Origin of the sequence: Acinetobacter nematophilus (assembly GCF_026344175.1) — a bacterium.
Classification (GTDB): Bacteria; Pseudomonadota; Gammaproteobacteria; order Pseudomonadales; family Moraxellaceae; genus Acinetobacter; species Acinetobacter nematophilus.
In genome coordinates this window covers 727,314-748,637 of the sequence record NZ_JAPKMY010000001.1, presented here as the reverse complement: position 1 = coordinate 748,637, position 21,324 = coordinate 727,314, and the positions used below count along the sequence as shown (strand labels likewise).

Sequence of the window (21,324 nt, the reverse complement as noted above, 5' to 3'; positions counted from 1 at the left end):
TCTGATTGATATTGAGCCATAAAAAGGCCCATCCTAAGATGGGCCTCTAGTGCAAGAAAAACTAAATTTTAGTGAGGAATATGTTCTTCATCTTCAAATTCGGGTTTAACTTGTACAATAAAGTCTTGTCGGTTTAGACCACGCCACAATGCAAATGCAGTACCGATATAGATTGATGAATAAGTACCCACAAATACACCAATAAACATTGCAACAGAGAACCAGTGTAAACCATCACCGCCCAAGAACATCATTGCAAGTACAACCAGCAAGAGGGTCATTGAGGTATGGATGGTACGCTTCAAGGTCTCAGTCAATGCAATATTGACGATCTCTAACGGTGTTGCACCACGAATTTTGCGGAAGTTTTCACGAATACGGTCAGATACAACAATGTTATCGTTTAACGAGAAACCGATTAATGCAAGAATAGCTGCCAAAACAGTCAGGTCAAACGGCCATTGCATCATTGCAAAAATACCAATCGTTACGATCACATCATGCAGTAATGAAAGGACAGCACCCACTGCAAGTTTAAACTCGAAGCGAATGGTGACATAGATCAGCATCAGCAACATTGCAAGTGCAACAGCACCCGCAGAACGCAAATACAGTTCATTACCCACTTGACCACCCACAGAGTCCACTTTGTGGACAACAGCTGCATTGTTCGGTAATTGAACAGCTTTGGTGATGGTATTGCTTAAGTCTTCGACTTTTAGATCTTGCGCAGGCATACGAACAATCAGGTCTTTGTTTGAACCTAAAGTCTGTACAACAGCATCTTTAAAGCCAGCTTGGTCTAGGTTAGCAATCACGTCAGCAGGTTTTGCTGCATGTTGATAATTCAATTCAGCAGAAACACCACCTGTAAAATCTAGACCTAGATTTAAACCTTTGGTTGCAATAAAGAAGATACTGGCAATTGTAAGAATGATCGAGATGATTGCCGCAGGTTTGGCAATCTTCATGAAGTTAATTACATGCTCATCATCAGGGCGACCATATTTCTTTTTCGGTTGAGTCACATCAGTCATCTTCGATCTCCTATATGCTCAACTTATTCAAGTTACGTTTACGACCATACACGAGTTGGACAATTGCACGAGTGACTGTAATTGCAGTAAACATTGAGCAAATAATACCAATCATCAGTGTAACAGCGAAGCCTTTGATCGGACCTGTACCAATCGCAAACAGAATAAATGCAACCAAGAATGTGGTTAAGTTTGAGTCGAGAATAGTGTTATAGGCCCGATCATAACCCGCAATGATAGCCTGTTTGGGGGAGGCTCCCCAGCGCATTTCTTCTCGTATTCGCTCACAGATAAGTACGTTGGCATCTACTGCCATACCAATCGTGATCACGATCCCCGCGATCCCCGGTAAGGTCAATGAAGCGCCAATCCAAGACATGACGGTCAGAAGCATTGCGAGGTTAATCACTAGCGCAATATCAGCAATTAAACCAAATAAACGGAAGAACACAATCATCCAGATTGCAACAAGCAGGAAACCAACTTGTGTAGAAAGTACACCTTTGTCAATGTTTTCTTGACCTAAGCTCGGACCAACCACACGTTCTTCAACAAAGTACATTGGTGCAGCTAAAGCACCTGCACGAAGCATCAATGCAAGCTCAGAGGCTTCTTGAGGTGAATCTAAGCCTGTAATACGGAAAGAAGAACCTAATACAGCTTGAATGTTCGCAGCATTGATCACAACAGATTCTGTATATGGTGTGCGAACTTCAGTCATTGCACCTGTAACTGGATCTGGAACCGAGGTGATTTTCTGTTTATTTTCAATAAACAAAACCGCCATACGCTTACCAACCGCGTTACGTGTTGCATCTGACATCAACTTGCCGCCAGCAGAGTCTAAAGTAATATTTACTTCAGCACCACCAGTATCCTGACTAAAGCCACTTGATGCGTTTTGGACACGTTCACCTGTTAAAATACGGTTGCGGTTTAATAATAACTCACGACCGCTGTCTAACGATTCATAAGCAAAAACCTCAGTACCCGGAGGTAAAGGTTGCCCATTATATTTACCTGTAAAACGGTCAATATACTGATCATTTAAGTCTGAAACTAAACGGAATTCTAAGTTTGCAGTACGACCCAAAACACGTTTTGCTTCAGCAGTATCTTGCACACCCGGTAGTTCAACCACGATACGGTTACTACCTTGACTTTGCACCAAGGCTTCAGCCACACCTAATTCGTTAATACGATTTCGTAGCGTGGTTAAGTTTTGGTTTAATGCATAAGACTGAATGTCTTGCTTGGTCGCATCGTTATAGGTCAACTTAAGCGTAGAGCCAGTATCCGTAGCTAAAGCTTGTTGATTATATTTATTTCCATCGCGACGTAAGAAATCCATAACCGCTGCACGGTCATCATTATTGGCAAACTGAATGGTAATCACATTGTTATTCAATGCAAGACTATTGAAGTTAATCTTGTTGTCACGGAATTCACGGCGTAAATCAGTTGCTGATGTTTCCATACGTTGTGCAATTGCTTTATCCATATCTACTTCAAGTAGGAAATGAACACCACCACGCAAGTCCAAACCTAGCTTCATTGGCTTGGCACCAATTTTTTGTAGCCACTCAGGTGTTGTTGGCGCAAGGTTTAACGCAATTGTATAGTTTTCACCCAAACCTTTGCTCAGTGCATCTTTTGCCTTTAACTGGGCTTCTGATGTGCTTAAGCGTAAGAGGGCAGCATTGTTGGTGAAAGTATTATCATGACTGCTAATATTTTCACTTTTTAAAATTTGCTCTGCTTTTTGTATCACTGATTTGTCAATCGTGGTACCAGCCTTGGCACCCGAAATTTGAACAGCAGGTTCATCAGGATATAAACTTGGCAGCGCGTATAATGTACTGATTACTAGTACCACTAGAATCAATAAATATTTCCATGCAGGGTAACGCATTCGCTTTCTTCTTAAAATGAAAAAGTCGTGCTAAGTGCACGACCGTTTTATGATTAAAGGTTATTTAATGTGCCTTCAGGCAGAACTGAAATAACGCTTGCACGTTGAACTTTGACTTCATTTCCTTTGCTCAGTTCAACCACTGCAAAGTCTCCGTCGATTTTCAGGATACGACCCATTAAGCCGCCTGCAAATACAACTTCACTGCCCACACCTAAGCTTTCAATCAAAGTACGGTGTTCTTTTGCACGTTTTGCTTGAGGACGCCAGATGAGAAAATAGAAGATCGCGATAAATACAACGATCATCAAAATGTTTGCCATCATGCCTGGACCTTGTGCAGGCGCTGCTGCAGCGTGAGCAGAAGAAATAAATAAACTCATTTCAGTTTCCTAATGTTAAAAATTTTCTGCCATTTGCATGGCTTTTAAATCGACTTGTTCTGCAATTTACCTTGTCTTGGGTTTCAGCGCAAATACTGTTGAATTAATCTTCAATTCAGCTTTATATTGGGGCATTAGTCCATAGGACAAGGTGGGACTTCTAAGCCGCGACGTTGATAAAAATCTGTCACGTATTCATCAAAAGTGCCTTGATCTAAAGCGTCACGAATATCTTGGGTAAAGCGTTGGTAATAGCGCAAATTATGGATTGTACCCAACATTGAACCGAGCATTTCACCACATTTTTCTAAATGGAATAAATAAGCACGGGTGAAGTTGGTACAGGTGTAACAGTCACAGTGAGGGTCTAATGGGCGTTGGTCATGGCGATATTGGCTGTTACGAATGCGTACCAAGCCATCTGTAACAAAATAATGGCCATTTCGTGCATTACGTGTCGGCATTACACAGTCAAACATATCGACACCACGACGAATTGCTTCAACAATGTCTTCCGGTTTTCCTACACCCATTAAATAACGAGGTTTATCTTCTGGCATTTTCGCAGGAAGATAATCCAAAACTTTGATCATTTCTTCTTTTGGCTCACCGACAGAGAGACCGCCAATCGCAAAACCATCAAAATCAATTTCTTTTAAACCATTTAAAGATTCATCACGCAGGTCTTCATACATGCCCCCTTGGATAATTCCAAACAAGGCATTTTTATTTTTGAGCACATCATGATGTTGAGTTTTACAACGTTTTGCCCAGCGCAATGACAGTTGCAATGACTTCTGTGCTTCTTCATGTGTTGCAGGATAAGGTGTACATTCATCAAAAATCATCACAATATCTGAGTTCAATGCATGCTGAATATCCATTGAAATTTCAGGTGATAAAAAGACTTTTGATCCATCAATCGGGGAGCGGAACGTCACACCTTCCTCTTTAATTTTACGCATGGCACCAAGACTAAACACTTGGAAACCACCCGAATCCGTCAAAATAGGCTTGCCCCATTTCATAAACTCATGCAAACCGCCGTGTTCACGAATGACATCTAATCCAGGACGTAAATAAAGGTGAAAGGTGTTTCCTAATATGATTTGCGCTTGGATATCTTCAATATCCCGTGGCAGCATACCCTTGACAGTACCATATGTTCCGACAGGCATAAACACAGGCGTCTCAACGACACCGTGTGCCAAAGTTAAACGGCCACGACGAGCACGCCCCGACTGACCTAATTTTTCAAACTTCATAAATGACCTAAATCTGGCGAAAAAACAGTTCGCTGATTGATAATTGCAAAAGGGGCTATTTTCCCTGATTTTAGGGTCGAATACCAGACATGTTATTTTTCATCGTGTTAAAAAAATTTAAGACGTGACTTGATTTATGGGAGGTTAAATCAATCCTCGAATGATGTTTGCATTTTATTTATCATTGATTTTTATTTTATTTTTATAAAGAAGTGGACTTTAGCCCACTTCTTTTAGTTCAGCCATCTGACTAATCTTTGGCTTTGCGACCCATGAAAATTAAACCAATGATCACGAGAACCAAGATAAAAATTCCATAATGATTCCAAAAATTACGCTGCATTTTGTTTTCTTGATAAGCAGGATTTTTACTTAAGGACGCAATCACATCTTCTGGTAATTCGTAAAAAGTGTCTGGTTCAGCATCGGTCATTCCAACCAGTGTGCAATCCCAAGTTCTTACATCTGCCCATAAAATTCCAAAGTGACTACATTTGTAGCCTACATTTAAGCTTTTAAGGTCTTCATATTGACTGATAAGTTCTTGTGGAAATGCCCCCACCTTAAACATCTCATCACCGGTATTGAAAACCAGTAGTCCTTTTGCTTGAGCAGGAATCTGCCACATAAAGCATAGGCATAACATCATCAATAGTTTTTTTAACATTGTATAACTCCAATCTTAGGATTGTTTTTTTATAAGTTGATCGTTTTGTTCTAAAAATAGTCATTTTTTTAGCGATTTGAAAAGTATCAGAAATTGAACAGAATGTCATTTTTTATCTTAAAAATATCCATATTTATAATCTTCGGTGATGATCGTGATTTGCAAATCAGGATTTATTTATAGGCTTTAAGGCAGATTTATAATCAGGATGTAGATAAATACATACATTAAAATATAATTTCTATTGATCAATAAAATCAATGCGATGAATTTATTGTTGAATGATATAAATTTTTCACGGCCACATTTTACCATCTATGCTTTAAATAAATTTGCGTACACAAATCCTCATTTTGCTTAACCCATTGCCTGTCGAACAGTATGCTTGTGATGCAAAAAAGGCAGTCCTTTGTTTTGCGGATATTCCCCGCCCAACAAGGCGGCCTTGATATCGCCTGATGATAAAAATCAGCGATGTTACCAAAGTATCAAATAAATCAATCCCCAAGTTTTCTAACGATAGGTATAAAACATAGCGTTGATTGGATATCAATGATTGAAATCCAATTACTGATATGAATAATCAGGGGTGGCTACATTTAAAGAGAAAATGGAATTTAAGGAACAAATCAAAAAACCTCCTTGGAAATCATCTAAGAAGGCATGAAAAATATTTGAGACAATGGTAGTAATGATTAATTGAAGTTGGGTTTGTAATCAAAATTTTGAGTCACCACATTATCTGAAAACGGACGAATAGTTTTCTTGGCTAAAGTGATGGTATTAATCATATTATTCGGGAAAATTTCGATGGTGTTATTAAACTCTTCAACATTACGGTTGAAGATCGTAATCGCTGCCCCGACATTTTCATTTTGTTCTTGAATATCATCCATCATTTTTGCATATAAGGTATCTGCTTTCAGTTCAGGATAGTTTTCTACCACAACATTTAAACTTTTCATTAAGTCTTGATTGAGTTTTTCAACATGTTGCAATTGTGAAACATCTGTATTATTGAGGTTCAAATTTAAAATTTGCTGACGTAGTTCAGTCACTTTTTCTAAGGTCGATTTTTCAAACTGAGTATATTGCGCCAATGTCTGTTCAAGCGTTTCAAGTGTTTTAACTTTTTGACGCTCAAAATTAGCCACTTCAGCCCATGCACGTTGGGTGGCATTGAAATAACGCACGATATTATTTCTGACCAATATGCCCCAAACAACAATTGCGACAAAAATCCCAATAAAGATGATTAAACCCATTCTGATTATTCCTTATGATTTATGAAATCAAGTTTAGCATGCTCTGTTTGAATTTTTCATATTCAGGCATGGTTAATGTTCTCAAATGTCCACGTAGTGCCGAAATGTCTTGAGGAGTTTGCTTTTTTCGAGCAATTCGAAATAAGTTTTGATCACCCATATAGCACAACATATTTTCCTCAAAATGATAAACAATATCACCGGAATATTGTTGAAAAAAATCACTTAATTTTAAGGTGATACTGGGACTAATGGTTCGTGCCAATTGATGTTGATTATAGCCAAAGATATATAAGTTTTGGTTCACCAAAATATCCGCAGTTTTCCAGCGTTGTGTATAGGGAGGAGCGAACTCATGATGTTTATTGCTGGCAGCAAATCCCAATGCAGGCATTTGAAAAATAAAGGCACCCCATTGGTCTTTGTGAACCTCTCTGATTTTCTGTTTTTCACCTTGGCTATTCGGGAGTGAAAATTCATCAATATAATGATAGTGAAATAGCATCACATGATGTTCTTTTTCTCCATCAAACCATAGGGTAGAGGCGAATTGCTCGATTTCATTTGAGACATTGCCTTGGGCAAAAAATGGAAAGGTTTGTTTCAATCTGCTCATCACCAATAAGGTATTGGTTGTGGTTGAGATATGACTGGGTGTTTTATTGAAATGTAAATCATATCTCAGCAGCATGATCTTCTGTTCAAGAAAAGCAATGACTTGATCAATTGGATCACTCGGTTCATAAATTAAATAGGCCGCAAAACAGCATAACAATCCAGCTAAAAATACGAGTGGGTAGGGGATGAACGGATGAAAAAACCAACCAATTACAGCAGTTAATATTCCCACAATAAACAGAAATCGAGGAATGACATTATAAAAAAATAGATCTTTGCTTTCTCCCCACGGATGTAGACCATCCAAAATATCTTGGGCAGATTGAGCCTGTTGCCCAATATCCCACAGTCGAGCTATGTTACGCATCACATGCTGATTTTTTCGAGTGCGATAATGCAATAATCGCTCAACGGTTTCTATAGGCATAACTGCTCATCATGATTTGGCTTTTCAGCAACTAAAATTTTAAATATTTTATCGATAATTATCGGATAAATCACACTAATTACCAATTAACTTATTTATTTTTAAAACTTATTTACTGGTGTATTTGGTTGAACTTCTTGCAGTATTGTTAAGAGCGATTGTTTAAGTTGCTCATAATCAGGCATGCGCATGCTTTCCAATTGTGCGGCGAGGTCATGTACAGTCTGGACCTGACCCACTGGCAGGTGTGGTTTGGTGATATCAATCTTAAATAACCAACACAGTGCAGGATGTTGTGGATGAACGTAAAAATCACCTTTGAAACCGGACATTGCCTGATCAAGCACCAGTACATGATTGGGACTGAAAAATTTAGCCAAGCGCATTTCGTTGGTTCCGCTGAGTTGATATTGATTGTCAAAGCGGATATCGCCACTGGACCATTTTGTTCCGAGACGGCAAGCACGGTTTTGTTTGGATGAAATACTGATGCCCTGTGTGGGAAAATTCTCGACGATGATCCCCCATAAATCATAATGACGATATTCAGTTTTTGTTTTTCCTTCCGAATCACGTGTTTCAACTTCATCAACATAATGATAATTAAACAGCATATAGGGATAGATGAAAGCGTCAATTTGCCAAGTACCGTAAATGGTATTGCGAATTGAATTTTCATAGTCTCCTAAGCCAAATAATGGGAAATCATAAGGGGAGATAATTCTGTTATCCGTTTCATTTGGAAAGAAGCGAATTTGATATTTGGCTTCTAAATTTTTTTGCTGGATATAATCTATGAGTTGATTAAGGGGTTTGGTGGAAGTGCGTTTATAAAACGCAAAGGCAATACTTGCGATCGCAAATATAAATAGAACTGGATGGCTAAAAAAAGCTAGGCTGACACAGCCAATTCCCAGACAGATAAAAAGCCAAAATGTATAATTTTGAATAGACAGGCTGGGGTCATCTTGCCAATGCTTTAACTTTTCGATCAAGTGATCAAAATTTTCAGTCGATGCTAATAACTGGTTGATTGAATCAATATTACTTTGGGTTTTACCATTATTGACATGTTGTTGACTAAACGCATTTTGAATTTTTGTCAGTAAATCATTCATCTTTATTCATTATTGTGAGGAGCTTTCAGAAGTCCAATTGTAACGAAAAAATGATTTTAAATGCAAAGTATCCATTTTCGAACACTTTGCAGATCGTGCTGTGAATGATGGTGTAAAGCTATTCAGCTATTATTTGTCCAGTCATTGCATTCTCAATGAGCATGGCATCGCCATAACTAAAGAAACGATATTTTTGCTCAACTGCATGTCTATAAGCATTTAAAATATTGTCTCGATTGGACAATGCAGCAACCAGCATTAACAATGTCGATTCAGGCAAGTGGAAATTCGTGATCAAACGATCAACCACACAAAACTGATAGCCGGGATAGATAAAGATTTGGGTATCTCCTGTCCATGCAGCAATTTTTCCTCCAGAAGCTTGTGCAGCACTTTCCAATGCTCGTGTTGCTGTGGTACCGACTGCAATAACTTTATTCCCACGTGCTTTGGTCTCTTGGATGAGTTTGGCTGTTGCTTCAGGGACATCACACCATTCACTGTGCATGATGTGATTTTCAATATCATCTGTACGCACAGGTAAAAAAGTGCCTGCGCCGACATGCAAAGTCACAAAAGCTTTTTGAATGCCTTTTTGTTCTAATTTTTGTAATAAGTCCTGATCAAAGTGCAAGCTTGCAGTGGGTGCTGCGACACTTGCTAACTTTGTCGGATCATTAAATACGGTTTGATAGCGTTCGGTATCGATCGCTTCTGCTTCACGATTAAAATAAGGAGGAATAGGGAGTTGCCCATATTGATCCAGAACCTTCAAAATTGGCTGAGAAAACTCGACGATGAATAAGTTTTCATGACGGCCCTGAACAGTGGCTTTGACGCCATCTGCGCCAATGAAGAGTTCTGCCCCCGCTTTAGGTGAATTACTCGCTTTGATGTGGCAATGCGCAATGGTCTGGTCAAAAATGCGTTCTACCAAGACTTCAATTGCGCCACCTGATGCTCGTTTACCTTTAAGGCGTGCTTTCATGACTTTGGTGTCATTGAGTACCATCAAGTCGCCTTCATCGAATAAATCCAAGATATCGGTGAAGCAATGGTCTTGATATGAACCATCTGCATTGAGATGTAAAAGGCGGGAAGCGCTACGTGTTTCAAGCGGGTAGCGTGCGATAAGTTCATCTGGAAGTTCGAAACTGAAATCGGAGAGTTGCATCATGGGAAAGAAAAACTGGCATTTGAGATTTAAAAACTGCGCCTAGTATAGTCTTTTTTCAAATTAAAGGCTGAAATTGGTGATTTATAATCCAAAAAAACCAGATGTGCGTTAAATTTAGACAAATGTGAAAACTTGTCGTTGACAAGAAAATGAAACGCGCTATTATACGCACACAACCTCTCCCGAGGTGGTGAAATTGGTAGACGCGGTGGACTCAAAATCCACTGTCAGCGATGACGTGTCGGTTCGAGTCCGACCCTCGGGACCAGAATATAGAATAGCAATATTCTCCAAAGCCCCAAGCCTTATATATCAAAGGCTTGGGGCTTTGTCGTTTCTGGCGTTTATGTTTTTTTACGGTATTTTTTGGGATATTTTGGTATATATCTCCACCCGTTTTCCACCCGGGTGGGATCATGATTTATGGAGTTAATTTATAGATGAGTATTTCGGTTTATCAACGACCAAATAAAAAGTGGAAAGCAGACGTAGAATTAAATGGTTTGCGTAAAAACAAAAACATTTGAAAAGAAAATTGATGCAACTTTAACTTTCTATGATTCTAGGCACGAAGCAGCTTCACTTATGGCAAGACGTATTAAAAATGCACTAACGCTTTGTAAGATTTTTGGATGGAAAGACCCAAAACAAGCTTTAACTTATTACAATCCAACGAATGATGAAATTTTGGAAGAGTTAAATGGTTCGTGTGGTTTAAATTCATTAATTTTATAGTATAAATATGTTCTGATTTTTTAGAATTGGACAATTTTCTATAATGAGTACAAAAAATATTGTAGTTACGGATGATGAAATAAATAATTTAGCCGTTATGACACAGACAAAGATTTCATCATTAGGTATCTTGCTTGAATTACATATAACAAACTTTGATAGCTATATTTTTGAACCACTAAATGGACGCTCAATAGATCAATTAAAAGTTAAATTGAATGCATTCCATCAAAAAATTTTAGAGTATCGAGTTGAACCAGCGTTAGTAGATTTGGTAACTGATCCTAATGAAAATCTGAAATTTTGGAGAAGAGATAAACTTTTAAAGCTAAATAAATTTTTAGATGAATTTTTGGACCTACTAAGTGTCAAAAATATTGGTAATAATGCTTATACTTTAAGTAATGTTTTTTTTAACATGAAGCTAAGATTTGTCTCAAGTAATGGATTTTACTTAAGTAATTAATGTTAATAAAAAATTAAGCTACCCATTGGTGGCTTAATTTTTTATCAATTTACACTATCGTTTATATCAATTTTTGATGACAAAATTGCTTCTAAAAATAACTCTCCAAATGGTGTTATAAAAACTTGCATTTTCGTTAATATCAATTTTCTGTATTTCGAAGAATATTCTAATTCTTCATCATTGAGCTTATTTTTTGCCAGATCATACTCTTTATTTACGATTTTTTCTAATTTGTTATAATCCTTTATTTTTTTCAAAACCATGTCTGAAGATTGTAAAATTCCAAGTCCTATTAAATTAGAGATATAAGCTGATGCATTTTCACTATAAGTTAATTCAAGATCATTGTCATACTTTGTATAGTAAGGTGTCATACGGCTAGAACTATTTTTGTTAGAATCTAATAGTCTAACTTCTATGCAAGGAATGGATTTTTTTTTAGTGTTATGTAAATCTCTCAAAATAATAGCTTCATCAGGTGATAAACTATTAATAATGTTTACAAAACTAGGATGAGCTGTGCTATTCAGATCATTAATAGATGCTTTAGCTAATAATTCAATGTATAAATTTCTTAAATCTTCATTTGTTACATAACTTAATTTTTCAATAATAGGTATTGCTATTTCAGGTGGTGCTTCTGTTACATTTTCTAGTGGAACAGCTTTCATTCGATCAGCATATTTTTCTAAATTATTTTTTAGACATATATTTAATCGATCAGTTCCCCATGATGTTAATAAATGTAAAAATAATCCAACACTTGTAATTGCTCCTAGAGCTAAGCCAACATTTCTTGCTGCAGGTTGAGCCATATCCTTATAAAGTTCATGAATTATTGGTGCGTAAGAGCCTAAACCACTTAAATCTTTAATTTCCATAGCTTAAATCTAATATTGAAATATTAATTAAAATTTAGTACATAAAAATTGATTAGGCAATAATAAAAAACCACCATGATTAGGTGGCATTTTTCAAATATATCTCACATTGGCTTTATCAAAAGCCAAGCCATAATTAATCACATCTGTTGCCTTCCATCGTGGTACGGTGCGGTCACTATATGGATCCGTTGGTAATTGTTGACTTGGTGGAAAGTTCTTATTGGTGATCACATTTCGTTTGGTATAGGAATAGAAAATCTTATATTGATATTGGACATTTCTTCTTCCTTTGGGAAGAAAGCTAAGATAAGAAAGTTTTTATGTTTAATGATGATTTTAATAAGCGATACTATAAAAAAAATTATGGCATGTAATCAAATAATAGTCTCAATGAAATGTCAATTGTGATAAAAATATCAACTTATAGGACAGACAAATAAATATTAGGCGGAAAATTTAAACTTTTGAAATCACATGAAAAATAACCTAAAGCTAGACAAAATAAGGTTTTTTTTGTAATGTGAGGTATAGTTTTTTAACAAATATTAAAAAATCATGTTAAATAATATTTACTTTACCTTAGAAAAATTAGGCTTAACAGCTCAAAAACGTGCAATACATGCACAATTCAGCAATAAGAGTCTTAACGATCAAGTCTTTGTTCAGCGTGTTGATGGGACACATGCAATTAATGCTGGAATACGCTTACAACTGATCTGCCTTTCAACAAATGGGGCAATACCTTTAAAACAGTTCATTGGTTCTCAAGTTGCAATTGATATCGTCAACGATCAATCTGAACTCAATCGAATTTCAGGGATTGTGACCAAAGCGGATATGGGCGCCTCTGATGGATCTCTTACAATTTATCGTTTGACGGTAGAAGATCCAACAGCACTTTGGAAACATCGTAGAAATTCGAGAGTTTTTATGGCGAAGTCCGTTGTTGACATTATCCAAATATTCTTCTCTGAATGGGCTAGACGAAGCCCTTTGTTTGCTTCAAGTTTGAGTTTGGACATGAGCGGTCTAACTCAAGACTACGATGTCAGACCATTCATTATGCAGGCATCTGAAAGTGACTTTAACTTTTTGATTCGTTTGATGAAAAGTGAAAATATTAGTTATTTGATTGATGAAACACAACTTAAAGTTTCCAGCTTTACCGAACAGATTCAGCCTCAAAAGCTGCGTTTGATAGATGATAATTCCCAGTATACTTGTTTGGACCGACGTAACATCCGGTTCCATCGAAGTAGCGCAGTTGAAAAAAACGATTCGATTTTAAGTCTGCTCGCAGAACGAAGCCTACAACCGACCTCAGTACATATCCAGCGTTGGCAAGCTGATGCACTGGAAATAGAAGAAGGTGCTGGCAATGTTTTAAGTAAGCACCAGCACAGTGGCAACTATGACAATGCCAGTTTAGGCTTAGAACAGGTATTGCATTTTAGCCCTGCATGGGTCTCAGACCTCAATGGTGAGGATGGAGCAACCCCATCGGGCAACAGTCAGGTTGAACGTTTTAATCAAAACTTGAGCAACTACTACGACTCACAAGCCAAGCAGTTTACTGCAACTTCGACGGTACGAGATGCCCATGTTGGATATTACTTCGACTTGAATGAGCATCCAAGTATAGGTCAAAAAAATTCTTCAGATAACCAATTCCTGATCATCTCCAAAGCCTTCTATAACCAAAATAATTTGCCTAAAGATTTGACCTATCAGGTTGAAGCTTTACTGAAACAAAGTCATTGGCAATCAGCCAATATCACCACCAACCATATAGCGAATAGTGACGAACGCCAAGCCAATCAATTGGTGCTACAACGACGACATATCGCGATTGTTCCAGAATATGACCCACTCAAGCACAGACCGATGGCAACACCACAACGTGCCAGAGTGGTTGGACCGAGTGAGGAAGAAATCTATGTTAATGAAAGGGGAATGGTTAAGGTAAATTTCTTGTTTACCCGAAAAGAAGACCACAGTCACGATGGCGGTGCAGGTTCCAACAATAATGATACAGACTCGGCTTGGGTGGACGTATTGACACCGTGGGCAGGCGAAGGTTATGGGGCAAGATTCCTACCGAGGGTTGGAGAGTTGGTCGCCATTGACTTCTTTGGGGGAGATCTTGATAGACCGTTCGTGATGGGGCGTATTCATGAGGGTCACCGCCATCCGACCAAGTTTGATGATAAAGGCAAGCTACCGGATACCAAAAAGTTGTCAGGGATTAAAAGTCGAGAGTACAAAGGCAGTGGCTACAACCAACTGCGTTTTGACGATACTACAGGGCAAATAAGCAGTCAGTTAGAGAGTAGTCATGGCGCCAGCCAACTCAACTTGGGCAAACTGAGCCACCCAAAAGACAAAGCGGAAAGTGATGATCGTGGAGAAGGTTTTGAACTCAGGACAGATGAGTGGGGTGCAATTCGAGCAGCCAAAGGTCTGTTTGTTGGTACAGATGCACAACTGAATGCGGATGATCAACAACTGAATATCGAAGCTGCAATTCAACGGCTTGAACATGCTTTGGAACAAGTCAAAATATTACAAAAAGGCGCTTCACAAGCCAAAGCTGATCCAAAAGAGGGTTATACACGTTATCCAAGTTTACAACAGCAACTGGATGACCAACTCAAGACCATGGCAAAACCAAATATTTTGATTAGTACACCTACGGGTATCGCTGTGACTACCCCCAAAAGTCATACTTACCAAGCAGGCGAAAGCATAACAATGTTTGCGAGTAAGCAAATTGATTTGAGTAGTATGGGGCAATTCACAGCCAATAGTCTGAGTGGTATGAGCCTATATGCACAGCAAGGTGGAATGAAGGTTCTCGCTAACCAGGGTGAGGTGCAGATACAAGCGCAAAATGATGCATTACAACTCGCTGCCTTGAAAGATATCTCCATTACAAGTAGTCAAGGTTCAGTCACCATTGCGGTTCAGAATGAAATAACGCTAGGTAATAAAAGTGGTGGATATATCAAAATCAAGACTGATGGTTCGATTGAAATTGGTAGTCCTGCATTGGTCGAAGTGAAGTCTCAAATGTTTAATACATTGGGTGCAGCAACATTAAAATTACCTCTACCGAGTTTCCAAAATGTGTTGAGTTATAACGAAAGTTTTAAATTACTCGATCCAGCAGGCACTGTGATTCGTGGTTTAGCCTATCAAATTACAGGTATGGATACAGATGTTTTGGGAGAGACTTCCGATACAGGTCTTTCTGACAAAGTTTTTTCTCTGTCGGAACAACAAATTCAATTTGATCCAGTTTGGTATGAATTGGTAGATGATGAAACATCCGAATAAATATTTGATTTTGACTTGAGAAAAAATATATGGGTAATACAAGTACAACCAATCAAAAACAGGATTCCTGCACAGAGGTTTCTCTGAGTTGTGACCATTTATGGTCAATGGCGCAACAATTTGCCTATGCTCGATTATGCAATAAGAAAGATGGCAATAAAATCGTCTTGTCACGTATTTATAATACTCGTGCAAAACGAATTGCGGCGACCTATGCACGCTTTTATTTAGAAACAGAGGTCGGTGGTAATCCTAAACTCAAAGGTCGTTACTACTGGATGGCGCTAGGAGCTTTTGCGAGTAAAACAGTAGCATGTTCGTTGGCAGATACACGTGTTGCATTGATTCCAACTGTATCTGAAGGGCTTGGTAAAGGTAATTTTTGGTTGTTTATGGATGTGGCATGCTGGCATTGGTATTGGAGTAATTACCCACGCAGTTTTAATGTCTGTGCAACAAAACGGGATGCTGAACAATGTGTACCACAGGTCAAAGCGGTGCTAGACAAACTACCTTGGGCGGATAAAGCATTATCAGAAGTTGAACGATTTAAGTATAACGATAATATTAAAAAAGGCATGTTGAAAGTTCAAGAATTTGAACAAAATGTGAGTCGAACCGAGCGTCCGACAATCCAATTTGATCATCTTATGGCAGTTGCCAATCATGAACAAGGCAATGTTTTACAGCCATTGATTTATGAAGACAAGGATTTTGCTAAATGGGTAGGACGGCAACGCTGGCCAGGGGTAAAACAGATTTCTCCCACCTTAAGGCTAGTTTTCTCGCATGCCTGTAGTACGGATGATTCACGACTGGAGTCAGTAGCGCCAGATGATACTATACTGGAAAATTTTAAGAGCAGAATGGCTTGGATTGAGAAAGCGGCTCTTCAATTTCATGGCTTAATGCAAGGAACTAAACAGGAGATTGATAAAGTCTATATGGAACATGAGTTAAAAACTATTGCAAGTTGGGTTGACCACAAAGACTTATTTGAATAATCAAATAGGTTTAACCACAAAATTTTGACCAATAGGATTTGCAATGAAAATGATCAGATATTTATTACAGTTATGTTTACTTTTGTTTTTTCTACCTCTAACAGCTTGTAGTGACGACAATTTATCAAATAACAATGGGAATAAAAAAATTATGAATCCTTTAACTTTGTACTTTAACAAAGAAACAGGAGCGCAATTTGCTGCTCGTATACAGGCAAATACAGATAATCCTTTACCAACCTCAAGTACGACTTTTTATAATCAACATTGGGATAAAAATCCGATTGATGTGGTGATTGAGCATGGTGCTAATACTATTACCGTACCTCATGTAATAGGTTTACAAACTGCTACAGCAGGCACTAGTGGGATCGTTACAAGTTATAATGTTTTTGCAGGTTTAAGCAATGACGATACCATGAGCCATGACCAAGCGCGTTTAGCCATGTTGGCAATTTTTAAAGATTTAAAGCAAGCAGGTTGGCTACGTTATATCAGTTTATCTGGTCCAAGATTGAACGGTAAAGATGCATTGAAGTATGCAAGTACGCATACTTATGGACTTGATCCAGACTATGTTTATACACTGGATGAATGGATGCAATTAGAAGATGGTTCGCGTTGGATGTTGCAAGCCAATGGGATTTTTTTGTCAATTATAGTTCGGCGTGATCAAACGAAAATGGATCCACAACAACCTGGTGCTTATTTTGTAAGCTATGATTTTGTATCTGAAAAAGAATACTATGCACCATACTTTAAAGATGATGATTTAAAAAAATCGGCAATCAATGCAGCACGCTGGGTATCGTTATATCCAGGTATTAAAAAACAAATGAATCAAATACGAGAAAAAACTGAGGCTGAGCTTAAGACACAGGGAATCACGATTGATGAAAGTTATCAAGACCCTGCATTGGTGAGTAAAAACTAAGGTAGTCGTTATGATCTGGGGCTTGGTGAAAGGAAAGGGAGGAATGCAAGTGCTAAGGTATTGGCTTCGACGATGTTTATTATTGTTGAGTACACTTTTCTTGATCGCGTGTAGTAATCAGTACACACCCTCCAATCATGGCAATCATAACCAAATGAATCCTTTAACTTTGTATTTTAACAAAGAAACAGAGGCACAGTTTGCTACCCGTACCCAAGCAAGGTCATCTAATCCGTTACCAACCTCACAAACCACATTCTATAATCTGGATTGGGATAAAAATCCGATTGATGTGTTGATTGAGCATGGTGCAAATAGTATTACTCTACATCATGTGATTGGGATACAAGCTGCTACAGCAGGCACTAGTGGAATCGTTACGAGTTATAACAATATCAGTGCTGGTTTAAGTAATGACAATACGATGAGTCATGACCAAGCACATTTGACCATGTTGGCAATTTTTAAAGATTTAAAACAGGCGGGTTGGCAACGTTATATTAGTTTATCTGATCCAAGATTGAACGGTAAAGATGCGTGGGATTATGCAAGTAAGGAATTTTATGAGCTTGATCCAGATTATGTTTATACACTGGATGAATGGATGCGATTAAAAGATGGTTCACATTGGATGTTACAAGCCAATGGAATTTATCTGACGATTACAATTCGGCGTGATCAAACGAAAATGGATCCGCAACAACCAGGGGCATATTATGTAAGTTATAAATTTGAATCAGAAAAAGAATTCTATGCGCCATACTTTAAAGATGACGATTTAAAAAAATGGGAAATTAATGCAGCGCGTTGGGTATCGCTATATCCTGGTGTCAAAAAACAAATGAATCAAATACGAGAAAAAACTGAGGCTGAGCTTAAGTTACAGGGAATCACGATTGATGAAAGTTATCAAGACCCTGCATTGGTGAGTAAAAACTAAGGCGCATTATGTCAAAAACTGTACGATGGATTATTTTTACAATTATTGTTTTGGTGATTTGTGATTGGGTGATCATCAGTTATTGGCGAGACAATAATGAAATCGAGGTATCCTCAACGATACTCATCAATATGCTTATTGGTTTGCCTTTGGCTATCGTATTTGGTGTGTTTGCGATGACTTGGTTGTTTGGATTTGCTAAACGAAAACCAGATGTACTCGCAGATTCAGCCATTATCGAAGAATCTCCATCCCGCACTGAAGATGAAATAAAAATAATGCATATTGGACAAAAAATATCTGTTTTGGCAACAGCGGTGAGTACACCTTTTGGTGAAAATTTGACACAAATCATGAGGGCACTCGATGATAAAAAAATGCCAGATCCTGATCCATTGTTAAAATTTCAGGAAAGTTATCCTTATTTGAGCCGACGTATTGAATCTCTCATATTATTGAATGATCAAGAAAGTTCAGCATCACACGCTCGCCCATTATTTACAGATCGTGCAAAACGCGTAGATCAGATAACCACGCAGTTGCTCAAACAATTGGCTTTGGTTTTACAGAGCATCCAGATTAAAAATTTGAATTCCAATGAAGATGAACATAATAAGGCGAAGAATCAGCAAGCTAGACTGCATCCAGAATGGGTGTCACAAACTAAAAAAACAGTTTCAGAAGAACTTCCTACTGTATATCGATCTCACCCTAGCTTAAAAATCGTTTATATATTACCAAGCCATATCTCAGAAGTTGAAAGGGATACGTTATTTGATCTTTTAAAATACCATTTAAATTTGATGGGTATTCATGAACAACATGATGTTGATCTTTTTATGACGCATGTCGAAAGCAATGAAGCAACTCAGCGCATTATCCATAATGCTGTTATGGCGCATTTAGAGATCGACCATGAAAGTAGCCCACAACTTCTTTTAATCATGGGTGCAGACTCATGGATCGATCAAAGCCATTTGGATGTTAAATTTAACCAACAACAAAAAGCAGTCCAACCCTCAGAGGGCGGTTTTGCAGTGCTATTTTCGGATCAGCAAAGCACTACAGATATAGAACCGATTGTTGATATCACGATACCGTTGACGTATAAATCGCATCAAAGTGCTGAGACTTTAAATCTCATTCAAGTGATTGAGCAACTTCAACAAGCTTATAATTTTCAAAAAAATGATAAAGTATTGGGTGATGATGAAATCGTATTTACAGATCATGCTGTAACACATACCAAGTCTTTGGTTGACCTGATGTCCGTATCTGATCATTTTCAAATTGAAGAAGACCAATTTGTCTCTATCAGCCCAATCCTCAACGATACTGCTGCAATGGTTTCTGGTCTATCATTTGGTCTTGCACTAGAGAATTCAGTTGAAAACAAAAAAAATACGTTGTTGATCCATAATGCAGAAAGCCAATCTGGATCCTGTTGGATGGTCATGCCTGCCAAACATTATATTGATGAGTCTGCCAGTCAAGGAGAGTCAGCTTAAATGTCACAACCGATTATTTTAGAAGGTGATCTGACCACGACAGGGGGACGTATGATTCCTTCTCAAATGGCACGTAAATCAAATGGTAAAAATATTATTGTGCTGGGGGATAAGTTTTTTTGCCCAGCGTGTAAAGCCATGGGGGCTGTCATACAAGCAAGTGATCTTCAGTTTTGTAACAGTGTCGGTGTTGCCTATCACGGGTGTAAAGTGAAATGTGGTTGTCCTGGTAACCATATTGTAATGGCAACCCAATCAGTTGATCTTGTTGATCAAGGTTCAAGTGGAAAATCATCCAAATCAAATACCAATCATGTCATTGTGCAAAGTCTTGTTTCCGATAAGGCCTATGAACATCAATTTGTATTGGTCGATGAGTTTACCCAGATTCCGCTTGCAGATCGATTTTATAAAATAATCATGGATGGTGTAACAGTGACTGGAAAAACGGATAGCCAAGGGCAAACACAGTTAATGACAGCTTCTAAAATGTTAGAAGTGTTGATTGAGGTCTATCCTGAAAATTATGAGGAGCCATCCAAGTGATTCCTGTAATCGTCGGCACTGGGAGTACCACGCTTGTATTAAAATCGGATTCGGCGACTAAAACGGTAATCCCTGTAAATAAGCCACGCGGAACAGTGTTTTGGGGAGGTGCAGGTTTAGATGGACCATATTTAAAGCCAATGATTCAAGCATTTACAGATGCAGGCATTCACTATATATGGGAAGGATTAAGTAATACTGCAACAAAAATAATACCTGGTACGATCGGTACACTAATAGACGCTGCACGTACAGGGATGATGATCAAAAATGATGATGGTACTGATAACTGGCGTGTTTATCCACCTGCTTCAACGCAAGCGGCCAAACAGTTTAATTTAATTGGCTATTCTTATGGTTCAATGCTTGCAGCACAAACTGCCAAGTCTTATGCAAACCTTGGTTATGTGGTTGACCATTTGGTTTTAATCGGTTCTCCTATAGATGCTGACTTTTTAGCCATGTTGAGAAAGCATAAAAACATCAAGAAACTGACCATTATTGATTTAACCCGATATGGTGATCCGATTTATGCGGGGATGGGTTTTTCTGAACTTGTTGAGAATTCACTTAAACTTGGAATTCAAATGAATACAGGCAAAGCGGAAGGGCATTTTTATTATGGACATGTGATCCCAGATTCTCCACGACGCTGGGCAGAACTTGCTAAAAGGATTAAAAATGAAGGTTTGGAGTAGTCAATATCTGAAGAAGAATTTTTTTCTCATCCTTTATCTGGGTTCATGGTCTTTACTGGCACTCATATGGTTGATTTATTTAATTATAGTACTTAATTCAACCATTACATTTGCTGATGCAACAGTCGGTAGGGCAGTGGTATGGATCGCTGTTGTATTTACATTAAGCTTTATTCCTGTATTGCATATTCTGCTATTTTTATATTGGTATATAAAAAAATGGCGAAACAAAAATAATTTAATTTATGTTTTAATGTGTCTGTTGATCGTGATTATTTCATTTGGGTGGTCATCAAATTATATTAGTCGTAGTGTTGAACAAGATAAAAAGTCACAGGAATCCGTTACATTATCTTATATTCACACAACTGACTTGTTTAATTCTTGTTAAATATAAAACT

The 21,324-nt window shown here is 38.0% G+C and carries 19 protein-coding genes, 1 tRNA gene and 1 pseudogene; 11 read left to right on the top strand and 10 right to left on the bottom strand.

The window, feature by feature from the left end; genetic code table 11:
* Nucleotides 1-68: 68 nt before the first annotated feature.
* From secF to queA, 9 genes are all read right to left on the bottom strand, one after another.
* Nucleotides 69-1,037 (bottom strand): protein translocase subunit SecF, encoded by a 969-nt coding sequence (gene secF / locus OSH00_RS03485; protein ID WP_004827740.1) that lies wholly within the window; start codon nt 1,035-1,037, stop codon nt 69-71.
* A gap of 10 nt (nt 1,038-1,047) precedes the next feature.
* The gene (secD, locus tag OSH00_RS03480; RefSeq protein ID WP_266129236.1) at nt 1,048-2,949 is read right to left on the bottom strand and encodes a protein translocase subunit SecD; all 1,902 of its coding nucleotides are present in this window, start codon (nt 2,947-2,949) and stop codon (nt 1,048-1,050) included.
* Between the two features lie 53 nt (nt 2,950-3,002).
* Nucleotides 3,003-3,332, bottom strand: a complete 330-nt coding sequence (yajC, locus tag OSH00_RS03475) for a preprotein translocase subunit YajC (RefSeq protein ID WP_196076453.1) — start codon at nt 3,330-3,332, stop codon at nt 3,003-3,005.
* 134 nt (nt 3,333-3,466) lie between these two features.
* Complete coding sequence (tgt, locus tag OSH00_RS03470) at nt 3,467-4,597, bottom strand: tRNA guanosine(34) transglycosylase Tgt (RefSeq protein ID WP_266129235.1); 1,131 nt, start codon at nt 4,595-4,597, stop codon at nt 3,467-3,469.
* A 250-nt stretch (nt 4,598-4,847) separates the two neighbouring features.
* On the bottom strand, nt 4,848-5,264 hold the full coding sequence (locus OSH00_RS03465; protein WP_266129234.1) for a hypothetical protein: 417 nt from the start codon (nt 5,262-5,264) through the stop codon (nt 4,848-4,850).
* 695 nt (nt 5,265-5,959) lie between these two features.
* Nucleotides 5,960-6,529: a LemA family protein gene (locus OSH00_RS03460; protein WP_196076450.1), complete on the bottom strand. Its 570-nt coding sequence runs from the start codon at nt 6,527-6,529 to the stop codon at nt 5,960-5,962.
* Between the two features lie 19 nt (nt 6,530-6,548).
* Complete coding sequence (locus OSH00_RS03455; protein ID WP_266129233.1) at nt 6,549-7,574, bottom strand: hypothetical protein; 1,026 nt, start codon at nt 7,572-7,574, stop codon at nt 6,549-6,551.
* 101 nt (nt 7,575-7,675) lie between these two features.
* Entirely contained in the window at nt 7,676-8,692 is a 1,017-nt protein-coding gene (locus tag OSH00_RS03450; RefSeq protein WP_266129232.1) for a hypothetical protein, read from the bottom strand.
* Between the two features lie 118 nt (nt 8,693-8,810).
* Complete coding sequence (queA, locus tag OSH00_RS03445) at nt 8,811-9,866, bottom strand: tRNA preQ1(34) S-adenosylmethionine ribosyltransferase-isomerase QueA (protein ID WP_266129300.1); 1,056 nt, start codon at nt 9,864-9,866, stop codon at nt 8,811-8,813.
* 184 nt (nt 9,867-10,050) lie between these two features.
* Here queA and OSH00_RS03440 point away from each other — a divergent pair.
* From OSH00_RS03440 to OSH00_RS03430, 3 genes and pseudogenes are all read left to right on the top strand, one after another.
* Nucleotides 10,051-10,137: transfer RNA gene (locus OSH00_RS03440), tRNA-Leu, on the top strand.
* Nucleotides 10,138-10,406: 269 nt separating this feature from the next.
* Nucleotides 10,407-10,604 (top strand): annotated as a pseudogene (locus OSH00_RS03435) (tyrosine-type recombinase/integrase); the annotation flags it as partial.
* Nucleotides 10,605-10,647: 43 nt separating this feature from the next.
* On the top strand, nt 10,648-11,070 hold the full coding sequence (locus OSH00_RS03430; RefSeq protein ID WP_266129231.1) for a hypothetical protein: 423 nt from the start codon (nt 10,648-10,650) through the stop codon (nt 11,068-11,070).
* A 44-nt stretch (nt 11,071-11,114) separates the two neighbouring features.
* Here the strand turns inward: OSH00_RS03430 and OSH00_RS03425 are convergent, their stop codons facing one another.
* The gene (locus OSH00_RS03425; RefSeq protein WP_266129230.1) at nt 11,115-11,954 is read right to left on the bottom strand and encodes a DUF4393 domain-containing protein; all 840 of its coding nucleotides are present in this window, start codon (nt 11,952-11,954) and stop codon (nt 11,115-11,117) included.
* A 558-nt stretch (nt 11,955-12,512) separates the two neighbouring features.
* On the opposite strand from OSH00_RS03425, the gene OSH00_RS03420 reads away from it, so the two are divergent.
* The 8 genes from OSH00_RS03420 (at nt 12,513) to OSH00_RS03385 (ending at nt 21,314) form a co-directional block, all read left to right on the top strand.
* Nucleotides 12,513-15,293, top strand: a complete 2,781-nt coding sequence (locus OSH00_RS03420) for a type VI secretion system Vgr family protein (protein WP_266129229.1) — start codon at nt 12,513-12,515, stop codon at nt 15,291-15,293.
* A gap of 29 nt (nt 15,294-15,322) precedes the next feature.
* Nucleotides 15,323-16,297, top strand: coding sequence for a DUF2515 family protein (locus OSH00_RS03415; protein WP_266129228.1), 975 nt, complete (start codon nt 15,323-15,325; stop codon nt 16,295-16,297).
* A 151-nt stretch (nt 16,298-16,448) separates the two neighbouring features.
* Nucleotides 16,449-17,231, top strand: coding sequence for a hypothetical protein (locus tag OSH00_RS03410; RefSeq protein ID WP_266129227.1), 783 nt, complete (start codon nt 16,449-16,451; stop codon nt 17,229-17,231).
* A gap of 154 nt (nt 17,232-17,385) precedes the next feature.
* A complete protein-coding gene (locus tag OSH00_RS03405) occupies nt 17,386-18,171 on the top strand; it encodes a hypothetical protein (protein ID WP_266129226.1) in 786 nt (261 codons plus the stop codon).
* A gap of 8 nt (nt 18,172-18,179) precedes the next feature.
* Nucleotides 18,180-19,679, top strand: coding sequence for a hypothetical protein (locus OSH00_RS03400; protein ID WP_266129225.1), 1,500 nt, complete (start codon nt 18,180-18,182; stop codon nt 19,677-19,679).
* Nucleotides 19,680-20,225 (top strand): PAAR domain-containing protein, encoded by a 546-nt coding sequence (locus tag OSH00_RS03395; RefSeq protein ID WP_266129224.1) that lies wholly within the window; start codon nt 19,680-19,682, stop codon nt 20,223-20,225.
* Nucleotides 20,222-20,923 (top strand): thioesterase domain-containing protein, encoded by a 702-nt coding sequence (locus OSH00_RS20515; RefSeq protein ID WP_266129223.1) that lies wholly within the window; start codon nt 20,222-20,224, stop codon nt 20,921-20,923. The genes OSH00_RS03395 and OSH00_RS20515 overlap by 4 nt, the downstream gene beginning before the upstream one ends.
* On the top strand, nt 20,907-21,314 hold the full coding sequence (locus OSH00_RS03385; protein WP_266129222.1) for a hypothetical protein: 408 nt from the start codon (nt 20,907-20,909) through the stop codon (nt 21,312-21,314). Before OSH00_RS20515 ends, OSH00_RS03385 begins: the two co-directional genes overlap by 17 nt.
* The last annotated feature ends 10 nt before the right edge of the window (nt 21,315-21,324 follow it).